This is a genomic window from Methylovulum psychrotolerans (genome assembly GCF_002923755.1).
In the GTDB taxonomy this organism is placed as follows: Bacteria; Pseudomonadota; Gammaproteobacteria; order Methylococcales; family Methylomonadaceae; genus Methylovulum; species Methylovulum psychrotolerans.
In genome coordinates this window covers 294,426-313,715 of the sequence record NZ_PGFZ01000001.1, presented here as the reverse complement: position 1 = coordinate 313,715, position 19,290 = coordinate 294,426, and the positions used below count along the sequence as shown (strand labels likewise).

Here is a 19,290-nt window from a genome sequence, read left to right as displayed (position 1 = left end):
TATAGTATCCAGGATAAACCGCGCTAAGCCGCTAATATGGGTTTTTTGGGAGTTAAAAATTCCTAATCCTTAGAACTGATTGACTGTTATGGCGACTTACGGGAACGATTTTTACAGTTGGACGCAGCAACAAGCCGCGTTGCTTAAATCGGGGCAATCAGGATTACCTTTTTTGTAAAAAGTGCTATTGTTTGTCGGCAATCCACAAAACACCTTCCCAAGCCTATAAAATCAATAAGGGGTAACAAGCTATGAAATTTACAAAAATCGTACTTTTTGCAGGCCTCATCTTACCTAGTTTAAACGTTTGCGCGGCGACACTAAAAGCGACTTATCAATTCAACAATACCTTACTGGCTCAAGAATCCACCGCCCCTGCCCTGACAGAAACCAATCCGCTCGGCTTAAACGGCTTTGAAGATGCCGTTGTTTTCAACCGCCCCCTGCGGGTTTTTCATTGGGATGGTGACACCACACCAAACCTACAAGCAGGTTTATCTTTGGATACCCGTGGCCTTATTCCGGCCAACAGTTATTCCGTAGAAATGGCGTTTGAGTTCAGTGACATATCGACTAATGGCTGGCGGCGGATTATTGATGTGCAAGACCGCACTTCGGATGATGGCTTTTATGTCGACAGTTCTGACCACCTCAATATCTTCCCTGAACAAGGCGGCGCGGCTTTAGTGCCGTTCAATACCTTCCATCATATCGTCTTAACGGTCAACACGGCAGGCACAGTGCAAGCCTATCTCGATGGCAAACAACAGCTTAACTTAGCCACCACCCAAATGAACCTCAATACCCCCCACAGGATCATGAATTTCTTTTTGGATAACACGCTGGGGGGTGGTCAAGGTGAGTTTTCAGATGGCCGGATTGCTTGGCTGCGGATCTATAAGGGGGATTTGAAAGCCGCTCAAGTCAAACAGCTTTACACCTCTGGCGTGTCAGTCAGCGGCAGTGCCATAGATTTGGGCGCTTATAACGTATCCTGCAACAATCTTACGTCAGACAAAACCGTTAGCATAAAAACGCGTAGCAAATTTGATTGTGAACAACAGGGTCTAGCCGTCAAACCAGCCGATAATGTGACGCTTATTGCCCAAGGCAGTAAAGCGGATGCCACTAAAACGGTAAAAGGCACAATACTGGGTTTTAGCAAATTCAATCTGCAATGTGACAACCTCACCACAGGTGCGGCCATCACTGTTCCCGATGTCAAAAGCAGTTGGGATTGCGAGAGCGCCGGGTTAAGCGTTACTGTCGGCGATACCGTAAAAGTGACGGTTCAAGGTAACGCGCATTAGTTGGATGAGTGAGCATTTTATCGGCGACGCGGTAGGGGCATTTGGCGGATAACGGCGACCTCACCCCCCTGCCCTGCCCGTGCCTTTGTAGCCCGATAATTAGGACAGTCAGGCGGTTAATATCACCATAAACGTTCAGCCTTTAAAAAATTTCCGGCCTAACCAATAGTCGACACTTAACCAGCCCGCACCGCTACAAAACAACGACGCGAGCATCAACAGATAGAGCAGCGGCAATTTGTAATTGCCATAACCTTTATCGGTAATCGCGTAGCCTTGCCACAGTTCCGCTAAGGTTTGCCAATGGGCGGGCCAGTGGACGGCGGCAATGGCGACCACGGTCAACACCATTAATGCCACACTAAAAAACCGCGTTGCCAGACCCAAAACCAGCGCCAAGGGACCTAACAGCTCCAAGCCCATCGCCATATTCCAACTAGCCTCGGCGGACAATAGGTTAAAGGGAAACGGAAAGCTCAGGTTAGCGAACCAATTCTCGCCATGGTATTTTTCTAACCCCGCTTCGGCAAATTCGTAGGCTAAGAGCAGGCGTAAAAAAATCGGCGCATAACCGCCAGTATGCTGGGTAAACCAACGGGACGGCACGGCTAACATAGATCGGGTTTGCGTTAATAAGCAGCGGCAATAGGTATCATCAGTGTTTGTATCAGGGGTCATGATAGCTCCTAAAGAGTAACAGGTGTCATAAAGGTTTGGCCTGCAAGCCTAAAAGGGTTTTACAGGCCAGCCTCCTTACAGCGGTTTATTTTTTCGCGCCGCCACAACTGCCTTCGGGCATTTTGTCCGTACCCATTTTACCTGCCCCGCATTTGCCTTCAGCGGCTTTATCGGTCGCTGCCGCCGCCGCAGCCTCAGCTTGCTTTTGGGCTTTTTCAGCGCCGCATTTACCTTCGCCACATTTGCCTTCTTTGGCTTTGTCGGTCGCTGCCGGAGCGGTTTCGGCCAGTACGGTGGCATGGCCCAATTCGCTCATGCCAAAAGGATTGCCGTCGGCATAAGCCATAGGGGCGGCGGTTAAGGCTGTAGCGATGATGCTGCCGAAAGTGAAGCGCAAGGTTTGTCTGTTCATGGTCAATTCTCATAAGTTACGTTAAAAGGTTATAGGAAACGCCGCTTGACTACACAATGGCCTTCCTGGTTTATCAGTCGTAAGGACAGCCAAAACCTTACACTTTTTTGAAAAAAAACTTTCGGCAAACGTAGGGTTTAGCCTGATAAGGCGGGCGGCAACACTAAGACTGGGTCTATGTGCTTATGACATTCATTGTATGTTGCCGGATAATTCTCTATGATTGCCGCTCTGTAAGGGGTAACGCCCATACCAGATCACACCGGCCTCTAATAGCGGCCTTCATAGCAACGCAGTATCAGGAGATAAGATGAAACTCATAACCGCAATCATTAAACCATTCAAGATGGACGATGTGCGTGAAGCATTATCGGAAATTGGCGTGGCTGGGGTCACCGCTACCGAAGTTAAGGGCTTTGGCCGTCAAAAAGGCCATACCGAATTGTATCGGGGAGCTGAGTATGTGGTTGATTTTTTGCCGAAAGTAAAGCTGGAAATTGCCGTGGCGGACGATGTCCTGGAAAAAGCCATTGATGCCATTGTCAAAGCGGCCAATACCGGCAAAATTGGGGACGGCAAAATCTTTGTAACCAGCCTTGAACAAGTCATCCGTATCAGAACGGGTGAAACTGGCGAAGATGCCATTTAAGGGCTGGTAAGGGATAGGCAATGTTTTTTAAAAATAATTATAAAAGCCTTTTAATAGGCTTATGTTTGCTGCCCGGGTTGGCGTGGGGGGATGGTATTAACCAAGCCAATACTGTGTGGGTGCTAACGTCAACCGCGTTAGTCTTATTTATGACGATCCCAGGCCTGTCGCTGTTTTACGCAGGCTTGGTGCGCAGTAAAAATGTCTTGTCGGTGTTAATGCAATGTTTTGCCATCACCTGCTTAGTGTCCATTTTATGGTTGGCGGGGGTCTATAGCTTTATTTTCAGTGACGGCGGCGAACTGCAAAAATTCATCGGCGGGGCATCCAAACTCTTCATTGCCGATATGGCACCGAATTCCCAAACGGGTGACATTCCAGAAACTGTTTTTTTCATGTTTCAAATGACTTTCGCCATTATCACCCCGGCGCTGATTGTCGGGGCGTTTGCCGAACGTATGAAATTTTCCGCAATGTTATGGTTTAGTGCCCTCTGGTTGGTGATCGTTTATATGCCGATTTGCCATTGGATGTGGGGTGGCGGTTGGTTGGCCGATCTGGGGGCGATGGATTTTGCCGGCGGCATTGTTATCCATGTCAATGCGGGTATTGCCGCGCTGGTGTCGGCGCTGGTGCTGGGCAACCGTAAAGGCTTCCCTAACACCGCCATGCCGCCTCACAACATGACGATGGTAGTCACAGGTGCAGGCATGTTATGGGTCGGTTGGTACGGCTTTAACGCGGGCAGTGCCTTAACGGCTGACGGTCGGGCGGGCATGGCGATGCTGGTTACCCATATCGGCGCCGCTTCCGGCGCGTTGACTTGGATGACTATAGAATGGCAACGCTTTGGCAAGCCTAGTGTGCTAGGTATTGTTACGGGTATGGTGGCGGGTTTGGGTACGATTACCCCAGCTTCCGGTTTTATCGGCCCGTTCGGAGCCTTGGTCATTGGCGTTACCGCAGGCGTGGTCTGTTTTTATGCTACCCAATACGTCAAACGGACGCTAAAAATTGACGACTCCTTAGACGTGTTTCCTGTCCACGGGGTCGGTGGTATCACAGGTTCTTTGTTGACCGGCGTATTTGCCGCCAGCAATTTTGGCGGTTTGGGGCTTAAGGATGGCGTTAGCATTATGCAGCAAGTCAGCGTCCAGGCACTCGCCATTATCGTGACGATTATTTGGAGCGGCTTGTTCAGTTACCTGATCTTAAAATTATTGGATAACTGGCTAGGCTTGCGGGTCAGTGCCGATGAAGAAGTGCAAGGTCTGGATACGTCCCTGCACGAAGAAACAGGATATCTTGATTTATAACGGGATAACTTTAGGCATTTGGGTAAAAAGCGGCACTTAAACCACTAGGTGCCGCTTTTTTGGTTATAATCGGTATCAATCCCTGTTGATACAAGCAATCGCCTATGACTAGCCGCCTTCTTATCTTAAGCCTAAAAGCCTTACTGCTTAGCCTCGGTGTCTTAGTCCTAACCGTTTTGTTGGGTTGGTACAGCTTGCCTAGGTTACTGATTGACCAACTGCCCACGTTTATTGGTCAGCACACGGGCAAAACGGTGTCATTGGCATCGGCAAGCCTGCAATTATCGCCGCTGACGCTACGGCTACAGGGTTTTGTCATGCAGGAAAAAAACGGCCAGCCTTTCCTCGCCTTTGATACCTTATCGATACAGCTGGAACCTTGGCAAACCTTACCGACAAAGGCCTTACACCTCAAAAGTATAGTGCTGTCAAAACCCACGCTGAACCTGAGCCGGGGCCAAGACGGCAAAGTCAATATCCCAGATTGGATAGCGGGCGACCCGCAGTCTAAAGCTGCCGATAGCCCGGTATTGCCTGTACAGATCGGCCAATTGTCAATCACCGACGGCACAGTCGTCTGGCATGATGCCCAAACGGCCAAGCCTTGGTCAGAAACTCTCCAATCCTTTCAGCTTAACATCAGCAACGTCAGCACCTATGCTATTAAACCAACAGCCTTTAAGCTAAGCCTTGCCTTACAGTCAGGCGGACAAATGGCTTGGGAGGGCAATTTCAACCTGAATCCGGCCAGTTCACAAGGCCAACTTAAAATAAACACGCTAAATGCCGCTAAGTTCTTGGCTTTGTTTGCTCCTAATAGTGGCATTACCATTAACGGCAACAGCTTCACTGCCGATTATCGGGCGACTTATAAACAGGATAAACTGGCCCTAAGCTTTCCTAAGGCTACTTTAACGTTAGACAATATAGGCTATAGCCAAGCCGGACAGGCGCTGAAAATAGCCGCACTTCGGCACGAAACTGCCTTAACCTTGGATTATGCGGCTGGGCAGTGGCAACTGGCCGCTAAAACGGCTAAAGTCCAAGCCGATAATATCCGTATCCAAGACCGGTTATTGGGTAATCTTAAACGCTTTACCGCCGAAGCCAGCTACCAAGTAAGCCAACAGAAAAACCATGTTAACGTCACTGTTGACCAAGGTGCCTTAACCCTCACGGACTGGCAAATCGCAGACCAGGCAACCCGTCTTGGCTTTTTTCCGACCATAAAGTTACAGGGATTGCAGGTCAATCTGGATAAGCGGCAAATCAGGGCTGATTCACTTAACATTACGCAGGGCGAACTCACTGCTTGGTTAAATGCCGACGGCAGCGGCAACTATCAGGCTTTCGCCCAGCCCGCCGCACCTGACACACCCGTCACGCCGCCGGAGACGCCTTGGCGTATTAGCATTGATACTATTGCCGTTGACAACGGCACCGTCAATTTTGAAGACCGCACCCTGCCCAAGCCGCTGGCTATGGCGCTAAGCCCCATTAACTTACAAGTGCAGGGATATGACAGTACCTCCAGCACCAGTTTGCCCTTTCAGCTAAGCATGGGGCTTAATCAGGGCTCGCTTGCCCTAAAAGGTACGCTGCTGTTAGCGCCGTTCATGGCCGATATGATGGTGGTTGCCGATAACCTCGACTTGGAAAAATTTCAACCCTATTATGACCAATTCATCCGCTTGGATGTGATTGATGGCATGTTGGATATCAACGGCAAACTGTCAATTAATCGGCTAGTACCACTAGACCTCCAATTCAGCGGTGATAGTGCCATAGAAGATCTGCTTATCCGCGACCAACGTGTCCATAAAGATTTTCTTAAATGGGAACGCCTGACACTCAAAACCATCGTGGCCGATGTCTTGAACCAACATTACACGGCTGGAGAGTTGACGCTTAATAAACCCTACGCACGGGTCACTATCAGAAAAGACAAAACGGTCAATTTTGCTAATCTGCTGATAGATCAGGCTACGCCGAAACGACTGCCGTTCGCCCAACCGCTACCCCCTCAAACTAAACCGTTTTATTTTAAACTCGGTAAAATCCAAATTATTGACGGCTCCTCGGATTTTACCGACTTATCGTTGCTGCTGCCGTTTTCTGCCCATATCAAAAGCTTGGATGGGGGGGCCAGCGGCGTGTCTTCCGACAAAACCAGTCAAGTCCAAGTTGTCCTGAAAGGGAATGCCTACGATTTGGCACCTGTCGACATTACCGGCAATATCAGCCCGTTTTTGGGTGAATACGATGTCAAAATCAATTTCAACGGCCTGCCCATGCCGTTGGTTTCTTCTTATATGGTGCAGTTTGCCGGGTACAAAGTGGAAAAAGGCAAAATGACCCTAGACCTCCATTACCGCATCGCCGATAAAAAATTGACCGCATTCAATCATTTTCTGATTGACCAATTCGAACTGGGTGAGCGGGTTGAAAACCCTGATGCCATTTCTTTACCGCTAAAATTGGCAGTGACCTTACTGAAAGACCGTAATGGTAAAATAAAAATGGACGTACCCATTTCCGGTGATCTGGATAACCCGCAGTTTAATATCGGTTCGATTGTCACCGAAGCGCTGGTTAATGCCATCGGTAAAGTCCTCAGTTCGCCGTTTAGCGCCTTCGCTTTGCTGACCAGCAACCCTAGCAACGATTTAAGCACCATTAGCTTTAAAGCGGGCAGCGCCACACTGGACAAACCTCAGCAAAGCAAATTAGACGATATCGCCAATGCTTTAAACAGTCGGCCTGAGTTAATGCTGGAAATAAAAGGCCTGACCCGGCAAGAGCAAGATTGGCCGGCCATCAGCGACGATGCGCTTTATGACCAGTTAAAAATCCGTCGGGCCACGGAAATTAACCAGAAGACCGCCCGGAAAATCCGCGCCGAATATGTCGAGTTGTCCGCAGAGGATTATCGGCGTTTATTAGCCGATATGTTTATCGAAAAATTCCCGCTCTTAGCGGAACGGTCTTTACTGGGTACGCCCCGCCTTAAGGCCGCAAATGGGGGGGATTTTTATGAGGCCGCCAAACAAAAGCTCCAAGCGATTATCAATCCTGAACAGGAACGCTTAAAAGAGCTCGCTAATGAACGCGCCCAGGCTATCGCCAAATATCTGGTGCAGCACGGCGGCATTACCCAAGACCACATTTATATTGTAGATTCGGTCGTCAATACGGATAAGGACAACAAGGACATTGCTAGCCTATTATCCTTAAAGACCTATTAAAACAAGGCTAAGCACTTGGTTTTCGGCTAAAATTAACCGTCAAAAAAACGGGGTTTTACAGATTGGCCGACAGGCGATAGCGGCAATTATTAGGCAGTTAGTGATTTTTATCACAATTGCTGTTTTTTTAAAGGCAACGCCATGTAAAATAGCCTATCTGAGATCCAAATTAACGTTTACCCACCCATTAATTATTAAAATTTCAAATCAGGCGCATAATTTTTGTGCATCCTCCGAAAAGGCTACTATACTTTTTGAGTCCATTCATTTTATGGTTAAGCCCTATAAATAAAACAGTTGGGTATTGTTATCTATGGATCACATTAATGGTCACTTTTAAGGATATGTTATGAAATGGTTTAGTCATAAACAGAATACTGTTTTGAGTATTGACATCAGTACGGCAGCGGTAAAAATGCTGGAATTAAGCCGTCAAGGCCCACGTTACCGGGTCGAAAGCTATGCAGTTGCCCCTTTGCCTAAAGATGCTGTCATTGATAAAAACGTCGCCAATGTCAACATGATTGCCGACACCATCAAAATTGCCTTAAAACAATCTGGCACAAAATTAAAGCAAGCTACCGTAGCCGTAGCAGGCTCTTCAGTCATGACCAAAATTATCCCCATGGACGCTTCCCTCAGTGAAGACGAAATGGAAGAGCAAATCATGATTGAAGCTGACCAATATGTGCCCTATTCCCTTGATGAGGTCAATTTTGATTTTGAAGTACAGGGGTTCAATGACAGCAACCCCGGTATGGTTGATGTCCTGCTGGCGGCTTCCAGACGGGAAAATGTCGACAACCGTGTCGAGGCATTGGCAAAGGCAGGCTTAAAAGCCCAAATCGTCGATGTTGAAGCTTTTGCTATGGAAAATGCCTTTACTTTATTGGTCGAACAGTTTGCCGATTCCATAGAAGGCCAAACTGTCGCTATTGCCGATATTGGCGCTACCATTACCACCCTCAACGTCCTGCATAGCAGCCGCAGTGTCTACACCCGCGAGCAAGGTTTTGGCGGCAAGCAACTGACCGAAGAAATCCAACGCCGTTACGGGCTGTCTTACGAAGAGGCGGGGCTGGCAAAACGTCATGGCGGCTTACCGGACAATTACACCACTGATGTCCTAGACCCCTTTAAACGCGCTATGCTCCAGCAAATCCAACGGTCTTTACAGTTTTTTGTCTCGTCAAGCGCCAACCGTAGTATTGACCGGATTATCTTGGCAGGCGGCTGCGCTTCAATACAAGGTGTCGACCAGCTTATTGAAAAAAACTTGGGGATACCTGTTTACATCGCCAACCCATTCCTGAACATGAAGCTATCCAACAAAGTAAAACCCCAGATTTTAAGCAATGATGCACCAGCAATGATGATTGCCTGTGGCTTGGCATTAAGGAGTTTTGACTAATGGCAAAAATCAACCTACTCCCTTGGCGCGAAGAACTGCGCAAACAGAAGAAACAGGAGTTTTTAAACGCCCTAGCCTTAGGTGTGCTGGTTGCCATTATGGTTCTGGCGGTTATTCATGGGTATTTTGAGGGTTTACAAACCCATCAAGAGTCCAGGAATAAATTACTGGAGGGTGAAATCAGTTTGCTGGACAAAAAAATTACCGATATTAAGGATATTGAAGAGAAAAAAAGCAAATTGTTGGCAAAAATAGACCTGCTCCAAAAGCTTCAGGAAAGCCGTCCTGAAATTGTGCATCTATTTGACGACATCCCGAAAGTCACCCCTGACGGCGTGTTCTTGACCAAATTCACCCAAACGGCCGCAGACTTGGCTTTTGAAGGCAAATCTCAGTCTAATGCCCGAGTTTCGGCGATGATGCGCAATATTGAAGCGTCGCAATGGATGAATACGCCGACTTTGACGATTATCAAAATACCCGATAAAGACAGCCAAGACCAATTGAGCGATTTTGCCTTACGCGCCAAACAAGGTAAAAAACCGCCGGAAAACCCTAATGGTGATAAAAATGCCCCCACTGCCAAGAAACGAGGTCAACGATGAACCTATCGGACATAAATTGGGATTTTAATGCCGTTGGGCAATGGCCTTGGCCGCTCAAAGCCGTCGCCGTCACCTTAACCAGTGTTGCTGTTTTGGGATTAGGGGTTTACCTGCACACCTTCGACCAAATCAAAGCCTTGGAGGCGGCCGAACATAAAGAACAGGATTTAAAAGACAGCTTTGAAATTAAACAGAAAAAAGCCGTCAATTTGCAAGATTACCAAAGCCAGCTCACCCAGATTGAAGCCGAATTGTTTGAAATGATCCGGCAAATGCCGACCAAAGATGAGTTGGCCAGCTTGTTGACTGACATTTCACAGACAGCGTTAGCCAGCGGCTTAGAAATTAGGCTGTTTAAGCCTGGGGCTCCTATCCACAGGGATTTTTACGCAGAGCTGCCGATCAGCATCGAAGTTATTGGCCAATATCAAGAATTGGGGCTGTTTGTCAGTGGTTTGGCCTCTTTGCCAAGAATTGTCACCCTGCACGATATTAGCATTATTCCTCAAGTCAGTAGCGGAAAGGACGGCAAGCCTTTATTAAAAAAAGACGATAAACCAATAAGGCCAACAGGTGAAATGGTTATGAAGGCTACCGTGAAAACCTACAACGAAAGCACTGCCGCCGCGCCTGCCCCCAAAGCAGCCGATGCTAAAAAAGGTAAAAAATGATGAAACAGAAGCTCTCAGCATTGACTGTCCGAAAACCGACAACACCGCTTTGTTATCTTTTTTGCCTGTTATTCATTTCGGGCTGTAGCGACACTGGCACTGGCGATTTGGAAAAGTATATCAGTAGCGTTAAAGCCAGACCCAAAGGTGCGATAGAAAAATTGCCGGAAATCAAAATGGTCGAACCTTTTCTATTTCCGGTAGATACCTTGCGCGACCCTTTTAAGCCGCTGGAAGAACCCGAACCCAGCCAAAATGAAGGCCCTTCAACAGGTAATGGTTTAAAACCCGATTTCAACCGCCGTAAAGAAGAATTGGAAGCTTTTCCATTGGACGGTTTAAAAATGGCCGGTACGGTGGTCATGAAAAACCAATTGTGGGGCTTAGTAAAAGCCAGCGATAAAACTATCCACCGTGTCCGGGTAGGTAACTATATGGGCAAGAATTTCGGCAAAATCATACGGATCAATGCCGATAAAATTGAACTGATGGAAATAGTGCCTGACAAGCCGGGTACTTGGCGCGAACAACAAACTTCCTTAACATTGATACAGTGATTTTGGGGACAAAGAATGAATAATATACAAGGTAGCATTATGTTGAAAATAGAGTGGTTGTTGGCTCAGATGAGCTTGGTCTTATTGCTATGTATCTTTCACATTTCCCCTGTTAAAGCCAGTGACTTGACCTTATCTGGGATCGATGTCGCCACCTTGGCGGGAGATAAATTGCAGATACAACTGAACATGAGCGAGGCCGCGGTTGAGCCGACCATTTTTCATACCGAGAATCCGGCGCGGATTGCCTTAGATTTTCCTAACACTAAAAATGGCTTGGGGAAAAAAATATTCCAGGTCAACCAAGGTACGGCAACCAACATTTACATCGCCGAAGCGGGTGATCGGGTGCGGGTTGTCCTTAACCTGCTCGAAGCCACACCTTTTGAAACCAAGGTGCTTGGCAATAAGGTATTTCTTACCCTGAACAAAAGCCTTTCAAATACCTCGGTAAACCGCAGTCCTGCTAAAGCGGGCTTATACCCGGCCAGCCTGCAAAAATCCACTGCCGCCACCAACAGCCTGATGCCTAAGCAAACCATCAGTGGTTTTGATTTTAAACGCGGCGAAAAAGGCGAAGGCCGTATCTTGATTTCTTTGGCCAACCCTAACACTATTGTTAATTCCAAAGAAGAATCAGGCAACGTTATCGTCAGTTTTGTTAATACCGAAGTGAACAGTAATTTGGCAAAACGTCTGGATGTGTCGGAATTTGCAACGCCGGTAAAGTTTATTGATACGGTAGCAAAAGGCACCCAAACAACCATGACAGTAACCATGCAGAATAATCTGTACGATTACTCTTTAGTGCAGTCTGACGGCCTATTGACGGTTGAATTTAGGCCATTAACTAACGAAGAAAAAGATGTCTTAGAAAAATCCCGGGTCAAATATACAGGTGAGCGTTTATCTTTAAACTTTCAAGACATTGAAGTGCGTAGCGTCATTGCCATCTTAGCCGAGTTTACCGGCCAAAACGTTGTCGCAGGCGATGATGTTACCGGTACCATTACTTTAAAGCTTGATGATGTGCCTTGGGACGAGGCTTTAGATTTCGTCATGATGACTAAAGAACTGGGTAAATATGAAACCGGCAATGTCACTTTGGTTTCACCCCTCGATAAAATTAAAGACTACAAGAAAAAACAACAAGAAACCGAAGCTGTAGTTGAGCAGCTTGATCCTTTGATTACCGAATATATCTCAATCAATTATGCCAAAGCCGAGAATTTCAGAAACCTTTTGTATGGCTTTGATAGTGCGGCATTTAATAGCTGCGGTGTCAGGATGCGTGCCGGCGGTTCCGGTTTAAGCTCAAGCAGCAGTTCATCAACCTCGCAAACAACCCAACAAATGCCACAGCAGCAAATGCAACGGCAAGGCGCTCAGAATAACAATGCTAACAATACCCAAGCCGATGACAAATACCGCCTGCTCTCCGAGCGTGGCTCGGCAGTCGTCGATTCCCGCACTAATACCTTAATTGTCCGCGAAACTGCCAAACGCTTGGAAGAAATTAAAAAAATGATCCGCAAGCTTGACATCACCGTACGCCAAGTGATGATCGAATCAAGAATTGTTGTGGCCAGCAATTCTTTCGCTAAAGAACTGGGAGTCAAGTTTGGTACAGCTGGAGCGACACCAGGCAACTCAAACAATGGCGACACGGTTTTTGGTTTTGGCGGCAAAAATACTGCCGGTGCTCTGCCTACCAGCAGCAGCACCGGCACTTCGACCACCACCACGCCTGGTGGGGTTTATCTCGGTACACAAAGCTCGACTTCAAACATCCCTAACCAACTGGTCGACCTAGGCACAAGTGCCACGCCTTATGGTGCCTTAGGCATGACTTTAGTAAAGGGTGCCGATTATGTGTTGAACCTTGAATTATCGGCATTACAAGATGAAAAACGTGGCGAAATCCTGTCCAATCCCCGTGTTATGACCACTGACCGTTGCCAAGCCAATATCCAACAAGGTGTGGAAATTCCTTACCAAACGTCAAGCGCCAACTCAGGGGTTAACATACAATTTAAGGAAGCCGTGCTCAAGCTTGATGTGACCCCGCAAATCACGCCCAACGGCAGCATCATTATGGACTTGTTCATTTCTAAAGATGCCGTAGGCGATGTGGTTAATAATGTCCCCAGTATTGATACCCGCAACATCAGAACATTAGTTCGGGTCAATGACGGCGAAACGGTAGTCTTGGGGGGGATTTTTGAAGGCAGCACCACGAACAGCCTGAATAAGGTGCCGTTCTTTGCCGATTTGCCCGGTATCGGCTTTTTGTTTAAGCGGACTAACAATACGGATTCGAAGCAAGAATTGTTAATTTTTGTCACCCCTAAGGTAATGAAAGATGACATTGTCAGCAACTGAGGCCTTCTAGTTACCGTAAAAAGGGGGCATAATGCCCCCTTTTTATTATAATAGCGGCTAGGACAGACAATCTGTCCGAAATCCGCTGCAACAAGCTCTTTTTAACCATTCCCAAACTCTGGGAAATCAGACCAGCAAGGTATTTTGATGACGAAATCAGAAAATATATATTTAGTTGGCCTCATGGGTGCCGGAAAAACGACAATAGGCCGCCAACTCGCCAAAGCCTTGGCAGTGCCTTTTTATGACAGCGACAAAGCCATTGAAGAAAGGACAGGTGTGGACATCCCCACCATCTTTGAATTTGAGGGCGAAGAAGGTTTTCGGGATAGGGAGCAAAAAATGCTTCAAGAACTGACCAAAATGCAAGGCATCGTGCTGGCCACGGGCGGCGGGGTCATTCTCCGCGAAGAAAACCGCAACCTGTTAATAAAAAATGGCTTTATTGTCTATTTACAATGCTCTATAGAACGTATTTTAGAGCGTACCCGGCGTGACACCCAACGGCCTTTACTCAAAACCGAAAATCCGAGGGAACGCATAGAGACCTTATTTGTCCAACGCGAACCGTTATACTTGGCCTGTGCCGACTATAAAATCGACACGGGCATCATGCAGAGCAAAGAAGTCGTCGAGCATATCCTGACCGCTTACCGCGCCATCAACCATTAACCGCAATGAAAAATTTACTTGTTGAATTAGGTGACCGTAGTTACCCGATTTATATAGGCTCCGGCCTGTTACAGCAACCGGAACTGCTGCAAAAACACATTAGCTCCAAACAAGTGCTGGTGGTCACCAATAGCACGGTCGCTCCCCTCTACTTGGCAACGGTGGTCAACAATTTAGCCGGGCACACGGTGGCTCAAGTCATTTTACCCGATGGCGAGCAATACAAAACCTTAGAGCAAGTCAACACGATTTTCGATGTTCTATTGGCGGAAAAATTTAGCCGCAATGCCACCTTAATCGCTTTAGGTGGCGGAGTGATTGGCGACATGGGCGGATTTGCCGCCGCCTGTTACCAGCGCGGCATCGCTTTTTTGCAAATACCGACCACCTTATTGGCGCAAGTCGACTCTTCGGTCGGTGGCAAAACCGGGGTTAACCATCCGCTGGGTAAAAACATGATCGGAGCGTTTTATCAGCCACAATGCGTGATTGCCGATGCCGACGTGTTGGATACCCTAAATGACCGAGAACTGTCCGCTGGCCTTGCCGAAGTGATCAAATACGGTCTAATCCGTGATCTGGCCTTCTTTGAGTGGTTGGAAGCCAATATTGGCCGCTTAGCGGCAAGGGATAAGACGGCCTTGGCTTATGCCATTGAACAATCTTGCCTTAACAAAGCCGCCATTGTTGCCGAAGATGAAACCGAGACCGGGGTGCGTGCCACCTTAAACTTAGGCCACACCTTCGGCCATGCTATAGAAACGGGTATGGGGTATGGCACTTATCTGCACGGCGAAGCTGTGGCAATCGGCACTTGCCAAGCAGCTGACCTGTCCAGACGCAAAGGCTGGTTGTCCGAAGCCGATGTGGCGCGGATTATCGCCCTGTTTACCGCCGCAAACCTGCCTGTGACCCCACCCGCACAATTGGCCAGCGAACGTTTTGTGGAATTGATGACGGTTGACAAAAAAAATGTCGACGGCAAAATCCGCCTGATCTTGTTACAGCGGATTGGTGCCGCCACCTTACCCGACTATGTTGACCAAGCCTTGCTCGAAGAGACCTTAAACCACTATGGCAGATAGTGATAACCTGGGCGGTCTGGCACTGTCAGCAAAAAACGAAGCGGCTTATCCAGATGATTATTTCTTACTGACCTCAGAACGGTCGGCAAAATTGGATTTGTTAATCCACTTGCTGACCCATCTTAGCTCGTCTATCGTCATTTGCGGGCCTAAAGGCATTGGCAAGACCACCTTGCTCAAGGCCTTGCAGCAGCGGCTTGCCGCTTGGAATTACTGTGTCCTGACGGCAAGCCCTGAGCAGGATATGGCAAGCCTGAACGCGGCATTAGCAGCCTCCGCCAGCACCGCACCTACCCTCTTGGTTATGGACAATGCGGGCAGCCTGACACCCGGCTTTATCGCCGCCATTCTGCGGGAGTTTGCCGACCATCGCCAATTACGGGTGATTTTTGCCCTGACACCGGACGAACTGTATCTAAAAAACAGCTCTGATAGTTTAATCAGCGAATGCTCGGTGATCGAAATCCCGCCCTTGTCAGAAAAACAATGCGGCGAATTTCTCCAGTATTTGGCAGCCCGCCCGGACCGTCGTGTAGCCCCGCAGCATCTCAATGATACGGTTACTGCCAGCATGTACCGCAATACCCACGGCATTCCGGGCAATATCATCGCTGCCCTGCCCAGCGTTAACCGCCGTCCCCAACAGGATAAGACCTTAATCTTGCTCATTGCAGCGGTGCTGTTGCTGGTCGCTATCACCTTGGGGGTGCAATGGCTGAGCCAAACCAACCGCCTTACCTTCAGCCATCCTACGGAACCTAACCAGACAACACCTTAACTGACGTTACGCAGTAACGCACTTTACTCCCGTTTGCCGCGCCGAGCATCGCAGGTTTTGTCGGGATCAGCCCGAATACCCATAGGGCATAAAGGGGCGCGGCAGGGATGCCGCGCGTCGGCAAGTGGGCAGGAGCCCACTTTGCCGACCCCCGACAAAACCGAGAAGCGCAGGATCAAGCGGCAATCGGGCCGCCTTTTCTTTGGATACTTTCTTTTCGACTGCATGGATGCAGGAGGTAGAGCAATGCAGGAGCAATTGCCGAGACGGAGCAAAAGAAAGTATCTCGCCTTCGGGTGCGAGAACCCGATTAAAAAAATCGTCGCGGTAGCGACTCATTATTGTTTTTTTAAATTGCAGAATATGTCTGCTTAACATCAATTAAATAATTGTTACAATAGCCGCTTATTTCTTAACCTAAGGCGACACCTCATGTCAGAACAAGAAGAGCAAGCAGAGCAAATTGACGAACAGTTTTACCGCCGTGCCGATGCCATCATCCAGTTAGCGAATGAACAGCTTAAAGACAGCGAACGTGGCAAAGTCTGCGCATCGGTAATGTTCGCTTCGGCACGTTTTACGGCTTGGGTCAACGCCTGTGATGCCCAATCCAGCGAACTGATGGCGGGGCACCGCGACCAAGCCATCGCCTATTTTGTCGAACAGTACCGCCTGATGCTCGAACACCATATCGACGATTATACCGCCAATTTCGACAAGTACATGGGTGGGGCAGGCAGCCAACACTAACGGTAACGGGGGTATGGAAAGTTGCCGCCCCATACCCCTAGCCGACGGTTTTAGCCCGCCAACGCACAGCTAACATCGGCAACAATAACACCGACAACATGCCGGCACTCACCAAAATAGCGGCCCTATCCGGCGGCATCACCCCCGAAGACACGCCGATTTCACTGATGATGACAATCAGCGGCAACCCGGTCGCCGAGTATAAAGCGAAAGGCACTTTTTCCTCTGTCTTCAGCTCTTTCTTATACAACAACACCGGCACACCCCGGACAACAACCAACAAAACTAACAACAACGCCACTTGCAGTGGGGCAAGCGGGGCTGACCATAAGGCGCTGACTTCAAACTTCATACCGGCGACAATAAAAAAAATCGGTATCAGAAAACCATAACCGATCGCATCCAACTTCTGCCGCAACACGTCGCCGCCCGCCCCTTTTATCGCCATGCCGACAATAATCCCCGCCGTAAAAGCCCCTATGACGATATTGAGGCCAAATTTTGCGGCCAAGGCGACAAACAAAATTTGCAGCAATAGGCAAATCCTGACCGGAAGCTGGCCGCTGCTCTGCATCGTCCGCTTGAGCAGTTCCAGCACGCGTGACGAACGGGCCTTGAGGGCGATATGTGCCGCACCGAAGGCAATAATGACAAACGACACCATGAACAGCGTATGCACAGCCGTACTGTGGGTGGGGATCAACAGCATCGAAATGACCACCAAAGGCCCGAACTCGCCCACAGCGGCGGCGGCAACCATATAAGTGCCGAATTCGCTATGCAATTCGCCCCGGTCACGGAGGATAGGGGCCAGCACCCCTAAAGCGGTCGTCGATAACGCGACGGCGGCCAGAAAGGGCGGGGTCTGGAGTAAACCGATACTGCTGAAAAAGACCATACAAACCAAAGCCACCGATAGCGATAACAGCCAACCGCCGACCGCTAACGACAAGGGCCGACCACGAATCTTATCGAAGTCAATTTCAAGCCCGACCATAAACAGCAAAAAAGTCAGTCCCAGTTCCCCCAACGTACCGACCATGCCATCCGGGTCTGCCAAATCAAAAACATGCGGGCCGATCAATATGCCCAAGACCACTTCAAAAACAATGACAGGTACGCGGATATTGCGCGGCAATTCGCTGAGCAGCGGTGCCAGCACCGCCACAAAGGCAATCAAGAGCAATTCGGCGGGATAACTTTCCATAGGTGGCTCCAGAGTTGTTTATAATAGATGGCTGTTATTACAGATTGATTTTTATAGATTTAGTTCTATCCCTAGGACGTTTAGGTTAAAGCCGATTAGCCGAGTCATTGCTTCGGGGTCTCCTGCTTTAACGCCCGCCGCATCAACGCCTCATAAATTGGCTCAATCCCCAGCACATCGGCAATACTGTACGCCGCAAAACAGGCCACAAATAACGGCAACACCAGCGTATAGCTGCCCGTCATTTCCATGACCAGCACCATAGCCGTTAACGGCACTTTTATCGCCCCGGTAAAAAAAGCCGCCATCCCGGCAGCGGCAAACGCTGCCGGAACAACGCCCAACCCAGGCACCAGCAGTTGGACAATACCGCCGACCGCCACCCCCGAACACGAACTGCCGACCGTCACAACAAAGCGGACTACAAAAAATAAGGCGAGCGTATTGAATGCCAACGCCCTACCCGTCAGCAGACTGTCGATAAAATTTTGCCCGCCGCCTAATAATTCGGGTAGCCACCAAGCCACAGCGGCGACCAACATAGCCAACCCCCACCACCATAGCCAACGCAAACCGACAGGTAACTTGATCAGCATTTGCCCAGCCAGTAACGCCTTATTAAACAGCCCGCCCAATAGCCCTGCGACCAAGCCCACCGGCACAAAAGCCGCCAGCACATTTAAAGGTGGGGCTTGACTAAGGGTAATATGAAAACCTGGCCCCTGCCCAAGCCCCCAGCGATAAACCATATCGGCGCTAAAACAGGCAATGGCGGCGGCAAATAAGCCGGATGGTATACCGCGCAACCCTAAGTCCTCAAACGCAAACGCCAACCCTGCCAATGGGACATTAAACGTGGCGGCCAAACCCGCCCCGCCGCCCGCCGCCACCAAAACCGCTTGGTTTTTAACGGTAGCGTCCGGCCATAAATCACTGACACCTTGCCCCAGCGCCGCCCCGATATGTACCGACGGCCCGCCACGCCCCACCATAAAACCTGCGCTCGCCCCGATCAAGGTACTGGCGAATTTAATGGCCAGCACCCGCAACCAACGGAAAGTCCGATGGCCTTGCATGACCATTTTTACATGCGGGACACCGCTACTCGCCGCCTCAGGGGCAAACCGGAACACCAATCCGGCTGATAGGGCTAGGCTAGCCAACGCGGCAACCATAAGCCGATGTCAGGATAGTGATGCGCCAAACCAATGGCTTGGTTACGGATAGCTTCCCCATAAGCCAAGGCAAGCTGGAATCCGACCGAAACCAGCCCCGCCAACACCCCCAACACGAAAGCCGGCAAAATTAGGCACTGCCGCCGCTTTGCCCCCAATGATAGGGTATCTTCCCCATTAATTATCTGATTAGTAATCACTTCCTCCTCATAATCTGTACCTGGCCATTCCTACCCCCGAAACCGACAGGCCTAAGCCAAATACCTCACTGACGTTCGCAGTAACGTGCTTTATCCCCTTACCGAACACCGCAGATTTTGTCGGCATAAGCGCAAAGGGACGCGGCCAAGATAGACAGCACAGCGGCAGGTGTGCGCCAGAAAGCCG

18 protein-coding genes are annotated in these 19,290 nt (G+C 49.1%); 13 read left to right on the top strand and 5 right to left on the bottom strand.

Features of this window, described 5'->3' with window-relative positions; all coding sequences use genetic code 11:
- Window positions 1–251 precede the first annotated feature (251 nt).
- On the top strand, window positions 252–1,310 hold the full coding sequence (locus AADEFJLK_RS01495; RefSeq protein ID WP_103973058.1) for a LamG-like jellyroll fold domain-containing protein: 1,059 nt from the start codon (window positions 252–254) through the stop codon (window positions 1,308–1,310).
- A gap of 135 nt (window positions 1,311–1,445) precedes the next feature.
- Here the strand turns inward: AADEFJLK_RS01495 and AADEFJLK_RS01490 are convergent, their stop codons facing one another.
- Window positions 1,446–1,988 carry an HvfX family Cu-binding RiPP maturation protein gene (locus AADEFJLK_RS01490; RefSeq protein WP_249027952.1) on the bottom strand — a complete coding sequence of 181 codons (543 nt, stop codon included), beginning with the start codon at window positions 1,986–1,988 and terminating at the stop codon, window positions 1,446–1,448.
- An 85-nt stretch (window positions 1,989–2,073) separates the two neighbouring features.
- Complete coding sequence (locus AADEFJLK_RS01485; protein ID WP_088620366.1) at window positions 2,074–2,400, bottom strand: HvfA family oxazolone/thioamide-modified RiPP metallophore; 327 nt, start codon at window positions 2,398–2,400, stop codon at window positions 2,074–2,076.
- Between the two features lie 310 nt (window positions 2,401–2,710).
- On the opposite strand from AADEFJLK_RS01485, the gene glnK reads away from it, so the two are divergent.
- From glnK to AADEFJLK_RS01420, 12 genes are all read left to right on the top strand, one after another.
- Window positions 2,711–3,049, top strand: coding sequence for a P-II family nitrogen regulator (gene glnK, locus AADEFJLK_RS01480; protein ID WP_088620365.1), 339 nt, complete (start codon window positions 2,711–2,713; stop codon window positions 3,047–3,049).
- Window positions 3,050–3,069: 20 nt separating this feature from the next.
- The gene (locus AADEFJLK_RS01475) at window positions 3,070–4,365 is read left to right on the top strand and encodes an ammonium transporter (RefSeq protein WP_088620364.1); all 1,296 of its coding nucleotides are present in this window, start codon (window positions 3,070–3,072) and stop codon (window positions 4,363–4,365) included.
- 104 nt (window positions 4,366–4,469) lie between these two features.
- Window positions 4,470–7,610, top strand: coding sequence for a DUF748 domain-containing protein (locus AADEFJLK_RS01470; protein ID WP_103973057.1), 3,141 nt, complete (start codon window positions 4,470–4,472; stop codon window positions 7,608–7,610).
- 349 nt (window positions 7,611–7,959) lie between these two features.
- Entirely contained in the window at window positions 7,960–9,021 is a 1,062-nt protein-coding gene (locus AADEFJLK_RS01465; protein WP_088620362.1) for a pilus assembly protein PilM, read from the top strand.
- Window positions 9,021–9,626, top strand: coding sequence for a PilN domain-containing protein (locus AADEFJLK_RS01460; protein ID WP_103973056.1), 606 nt, complete (start codon window positions 9,021–9,023; stop codon window positions 9,624–9,626). Before AADEFJLK_RS01465 ends, AADEFJLK_RS01460 begins: the two co-directional genes overlap by 1 nt.
- Complete coding sequence (locus AADEFJLK_RS01455; protein WP_103973055.1) at window positions 9,623–10,297, top strand: type IV pilus inner membrane component PilO; 675 nt, start codon at window positions 9,623–9,625, stop codon at window positions 10,295–10,297. Before AADEFJLK_RS01460 ends, AADEFJLK_RS01455 begins: the two co-directional genes overlap by 4 nt.
- On the top strand, window positions 10,297–10,854 hold the full coding sequence (locus AADEFJLK_RS01450; RefSeq protein WP_088620359.1) for a pilus assembly protein PilP: 558 nt from the start codon (window positions 10,297–10,299) through the stop codon (window positions 10,852–10,854). The genes AADEFJLK_RS01455 and AADEFJLK_RS01450 overlap by 1 nt, the downstream gene beginning before the upstream one ends.
- 15 nt (window positions 10,855–10,869) lie before the next feature.
- Window positions 10,870–13,236 (top strand): type IV pilus secretin PilQ, encoded by a 2,367-nt coding sequence (locus AADEFJLK_RS01445; RefSeq protein WP_103973054.1) that lies wholly within the window; start codon window positions 10,870–10,872, stop codon window positions 13,234–13,236.
- A gap of 147 nt (window positions 13,237–13,383) precedes the next feature.
- Window positions 13,384–13,908 (top strand): shikimate kinase AroK, encoded by a 525-nt coding sequence (gene aroK / locus AADEFJLK_RS01440; protein ID WP_088620357.1) that lies wholly within the window; start codon window positions 13,384–13,386, stop codon window positions 13,906–13,908.
- Between the two features lie 5 nt (window positions 13,909–13,913).
- Window positions 13,914–14,993, top strand: a complete 1,080-nt coding sequence (gene aroB, locus AADEFJLK_RS01435) for a 3-dehydroquinate synthase (protein ID WP_088620356.1) — start codon at window positions 13,914–13,916, stop codon at window positions 14,991–14,993.
- Window positions 14,983–15,771 carry an ATP-binding protein gene (locus AADEFJLK_RS01430; protein WP_103973053.1) on the top strand — a complete coding sequence of 263 codons (789 nt, stop codon included), beginning with the start codon at window positions 14,983–14,985 and terminating at the stop codon, window positions 15,769–15,771. Before aroB ends, AADEFJLK_RS01430 begins: the two co-directional genes overlap by 11 nt.
- A 432-nt stretch (window positions 15,772–16,203) precedes the next feature.
- Window positions 16,204–16,521 carry a DUF3144 domain-containing protein gene (locus AADEFJLK_RS01420; protein WP_103973052.1) on the top strand — a complete coding sequence of 106 codons (318 nt, stop codon included), beginning with the start codon at window positions 16,204–16,206 and terminating at the stop codon, window positions 16,519–16,521.
- Window positions 16,522–16,558: 37 nt separating this feature from the next.
- Here AADEFJLK_RS01420 and AADEFJLK_RS01415 read toward each other — a convergent pair whose 3' ends face one another.
- From AADEFJLK_RS01415 to AADEFJLK_RS23800, 3 genes are all read right to left on the bottom strand, one after another.
- Window positions 16,559–17,728, bottom strand: coding sequence for a cation:proton antiporter (locus AADEFJLK_RS01415; RefSeq protein WP_103973051.1), 1,170 nt, complete (start codon window positions 17,726–17,728; stop codon window positions 16,559–16,561).
- A 104-nt stretch (window positions 17,729–17,832) separates the two neighbouring features.
- A complete protein-coding gene (locus tag AADEFJLK_RS01410; protein ID WP_170065000.1) occupies window positions 17,833–18,891 on the bottom strand; it encodes a chloride channel protein in 1,059 nt (352 codons plus the stop codon).
- Window positions 18,879–19,103, bottom strand: a complete 225-nt coding sequence (locus AADEFJLK_RS23800) for a hypothetical protein (RefSeq protein ID WP_146054485.1) — start codon at window positions 19,101–19,103, stop codon at window positions 18,879–18,881. Before AADEFJLK_RS23800 ends, AADEFJLK_RS01410 begins: the two co-directional genes overlap by 13 nt.
- Between the last annotated feature and the right edge of the window lie 187 nt (window positions 19,104–19,290).

What these genes read in the sequence shown, in the direction of transcription:
- AADEFJLK_RS01430 (WP_103973053.1), top strand. Translation starts at nt 14,983, where the DNA reads ATGGCAGATAGTGATAACCTGGGCGGTCTGGCACTGTCAGCAAAAAAC.
- AADEFJLK_RS01445 (WP_103973054.1), top strand. Translation starts at nt 10,870, where the DNA reads ATGAATAATATACAAGGTAGCATTATGTTGAAAATAGAGTGGTTGTTG.
- AADEFJLK_RS01490 (WP_249027952.1), bottom strand. Translation starts at nt 1,988, where the DNA reads ATGACCCCTGATACAAACACTGATGATACCTATTGCCGCTGCTTATTA.
- AADEFJLK_RS01455 (WP_103973055.1), top strand. Translation starts at nt 9,623, where the DNA reads ATGAACCTATCGGACATAAATTGGGATTTTAATGCCGTTGGGCAATGG.
- aroB (WP_088620356.1), top strand. Translation starts at nt 13,914, where the DNA reads ATGAAAAATTTACTTGTTGAATTAGGTGACCGTAGTTACCCGATTTAT.
- AADEFJLK_RS01475 (WP_088620364.1), top strand. Translation starts at nt 3,070, where the DNA reads ATGTTTTTTAAAAATAATTATAAAAGCCTTTTAATAGGCTTATGTTTG.
- AADEFJLK_RS01495 (WP_103973058.1), top strand. Translation starts at nt 252, where the DNA reads ATGAAATTTACAAAAATCGTACTTTTTGCAGGCCTCATCTTACCTAGT.
- AADEFJLK_RS01415 (WP_103973051.1), bottom strand. Translation starts at nt 17,728, where the DNA reads ATGGAAAGTTATCCCGCCGAATTGCTCTTGATTGCCTTTGTGGCGGTG.
- AADEFJLK_RS01450 (WP_088620359.1), top strand. Translation starts at nt 10,297, where the DNA reads ATGAAACAGAAGCTCTCAGCATTGACTGTCCGAAAACCGACAACACCG.
- aroK (WP_088620357.1), top strand. Translation starts at nt 13,384, where the DNA reads ATGACGAAATCAGAAAATATATATTTAGTTGGCCTCATGGGTGCCGGA.
- AADEFJLK_RS01460 (WP_103973056.1), top strand. Translation starts at nt 9,021, where the DNA reads ATGGCAAAAATCAACCTACTCCCTTGGCGCGAAGAACTGCGCAAACAG.
- AADEFJLK_RS01465 (WP_088620362.1), top strand. Translation starts at nt 7,960, where the DNA reads ATGAAATGGTTTAGTCATAAACAGAATACTGTTTTGAGTATTGACATC.
- glnK (WP_088620365.1), top strand. Translation starts at nt 2,711, where the DNA reads ATGAAACTCATAACCGCAATCATTAAACCATTCAAGATGGACGATGTG.
- AADEFJLK_RS01485 (WP_088620366.1), bottom strand. Translation starts at nt 2,400, where the DNA reads ATGAACAGACAAACCTTGCGCTTCACTTTCGGCAGCATCATCGCTACA.
- AADEFJLK_RS01420 (WP_103973052.1), top strand. Translation starts at nt 16,204, where the DNA reads ATGTCAGAACAAGAAGAGCAAGCAGAGCAAATTGACGAACAGTTTTAC.
- AADEFJLK_RS01470 (WP_103973057.1), top strand. Translation starts at nt 4,470, where the DNA reads ATGACTAGCCGCCTTCTTATCTTAAGCCTAAAAGCCTTACTGCTTAGC.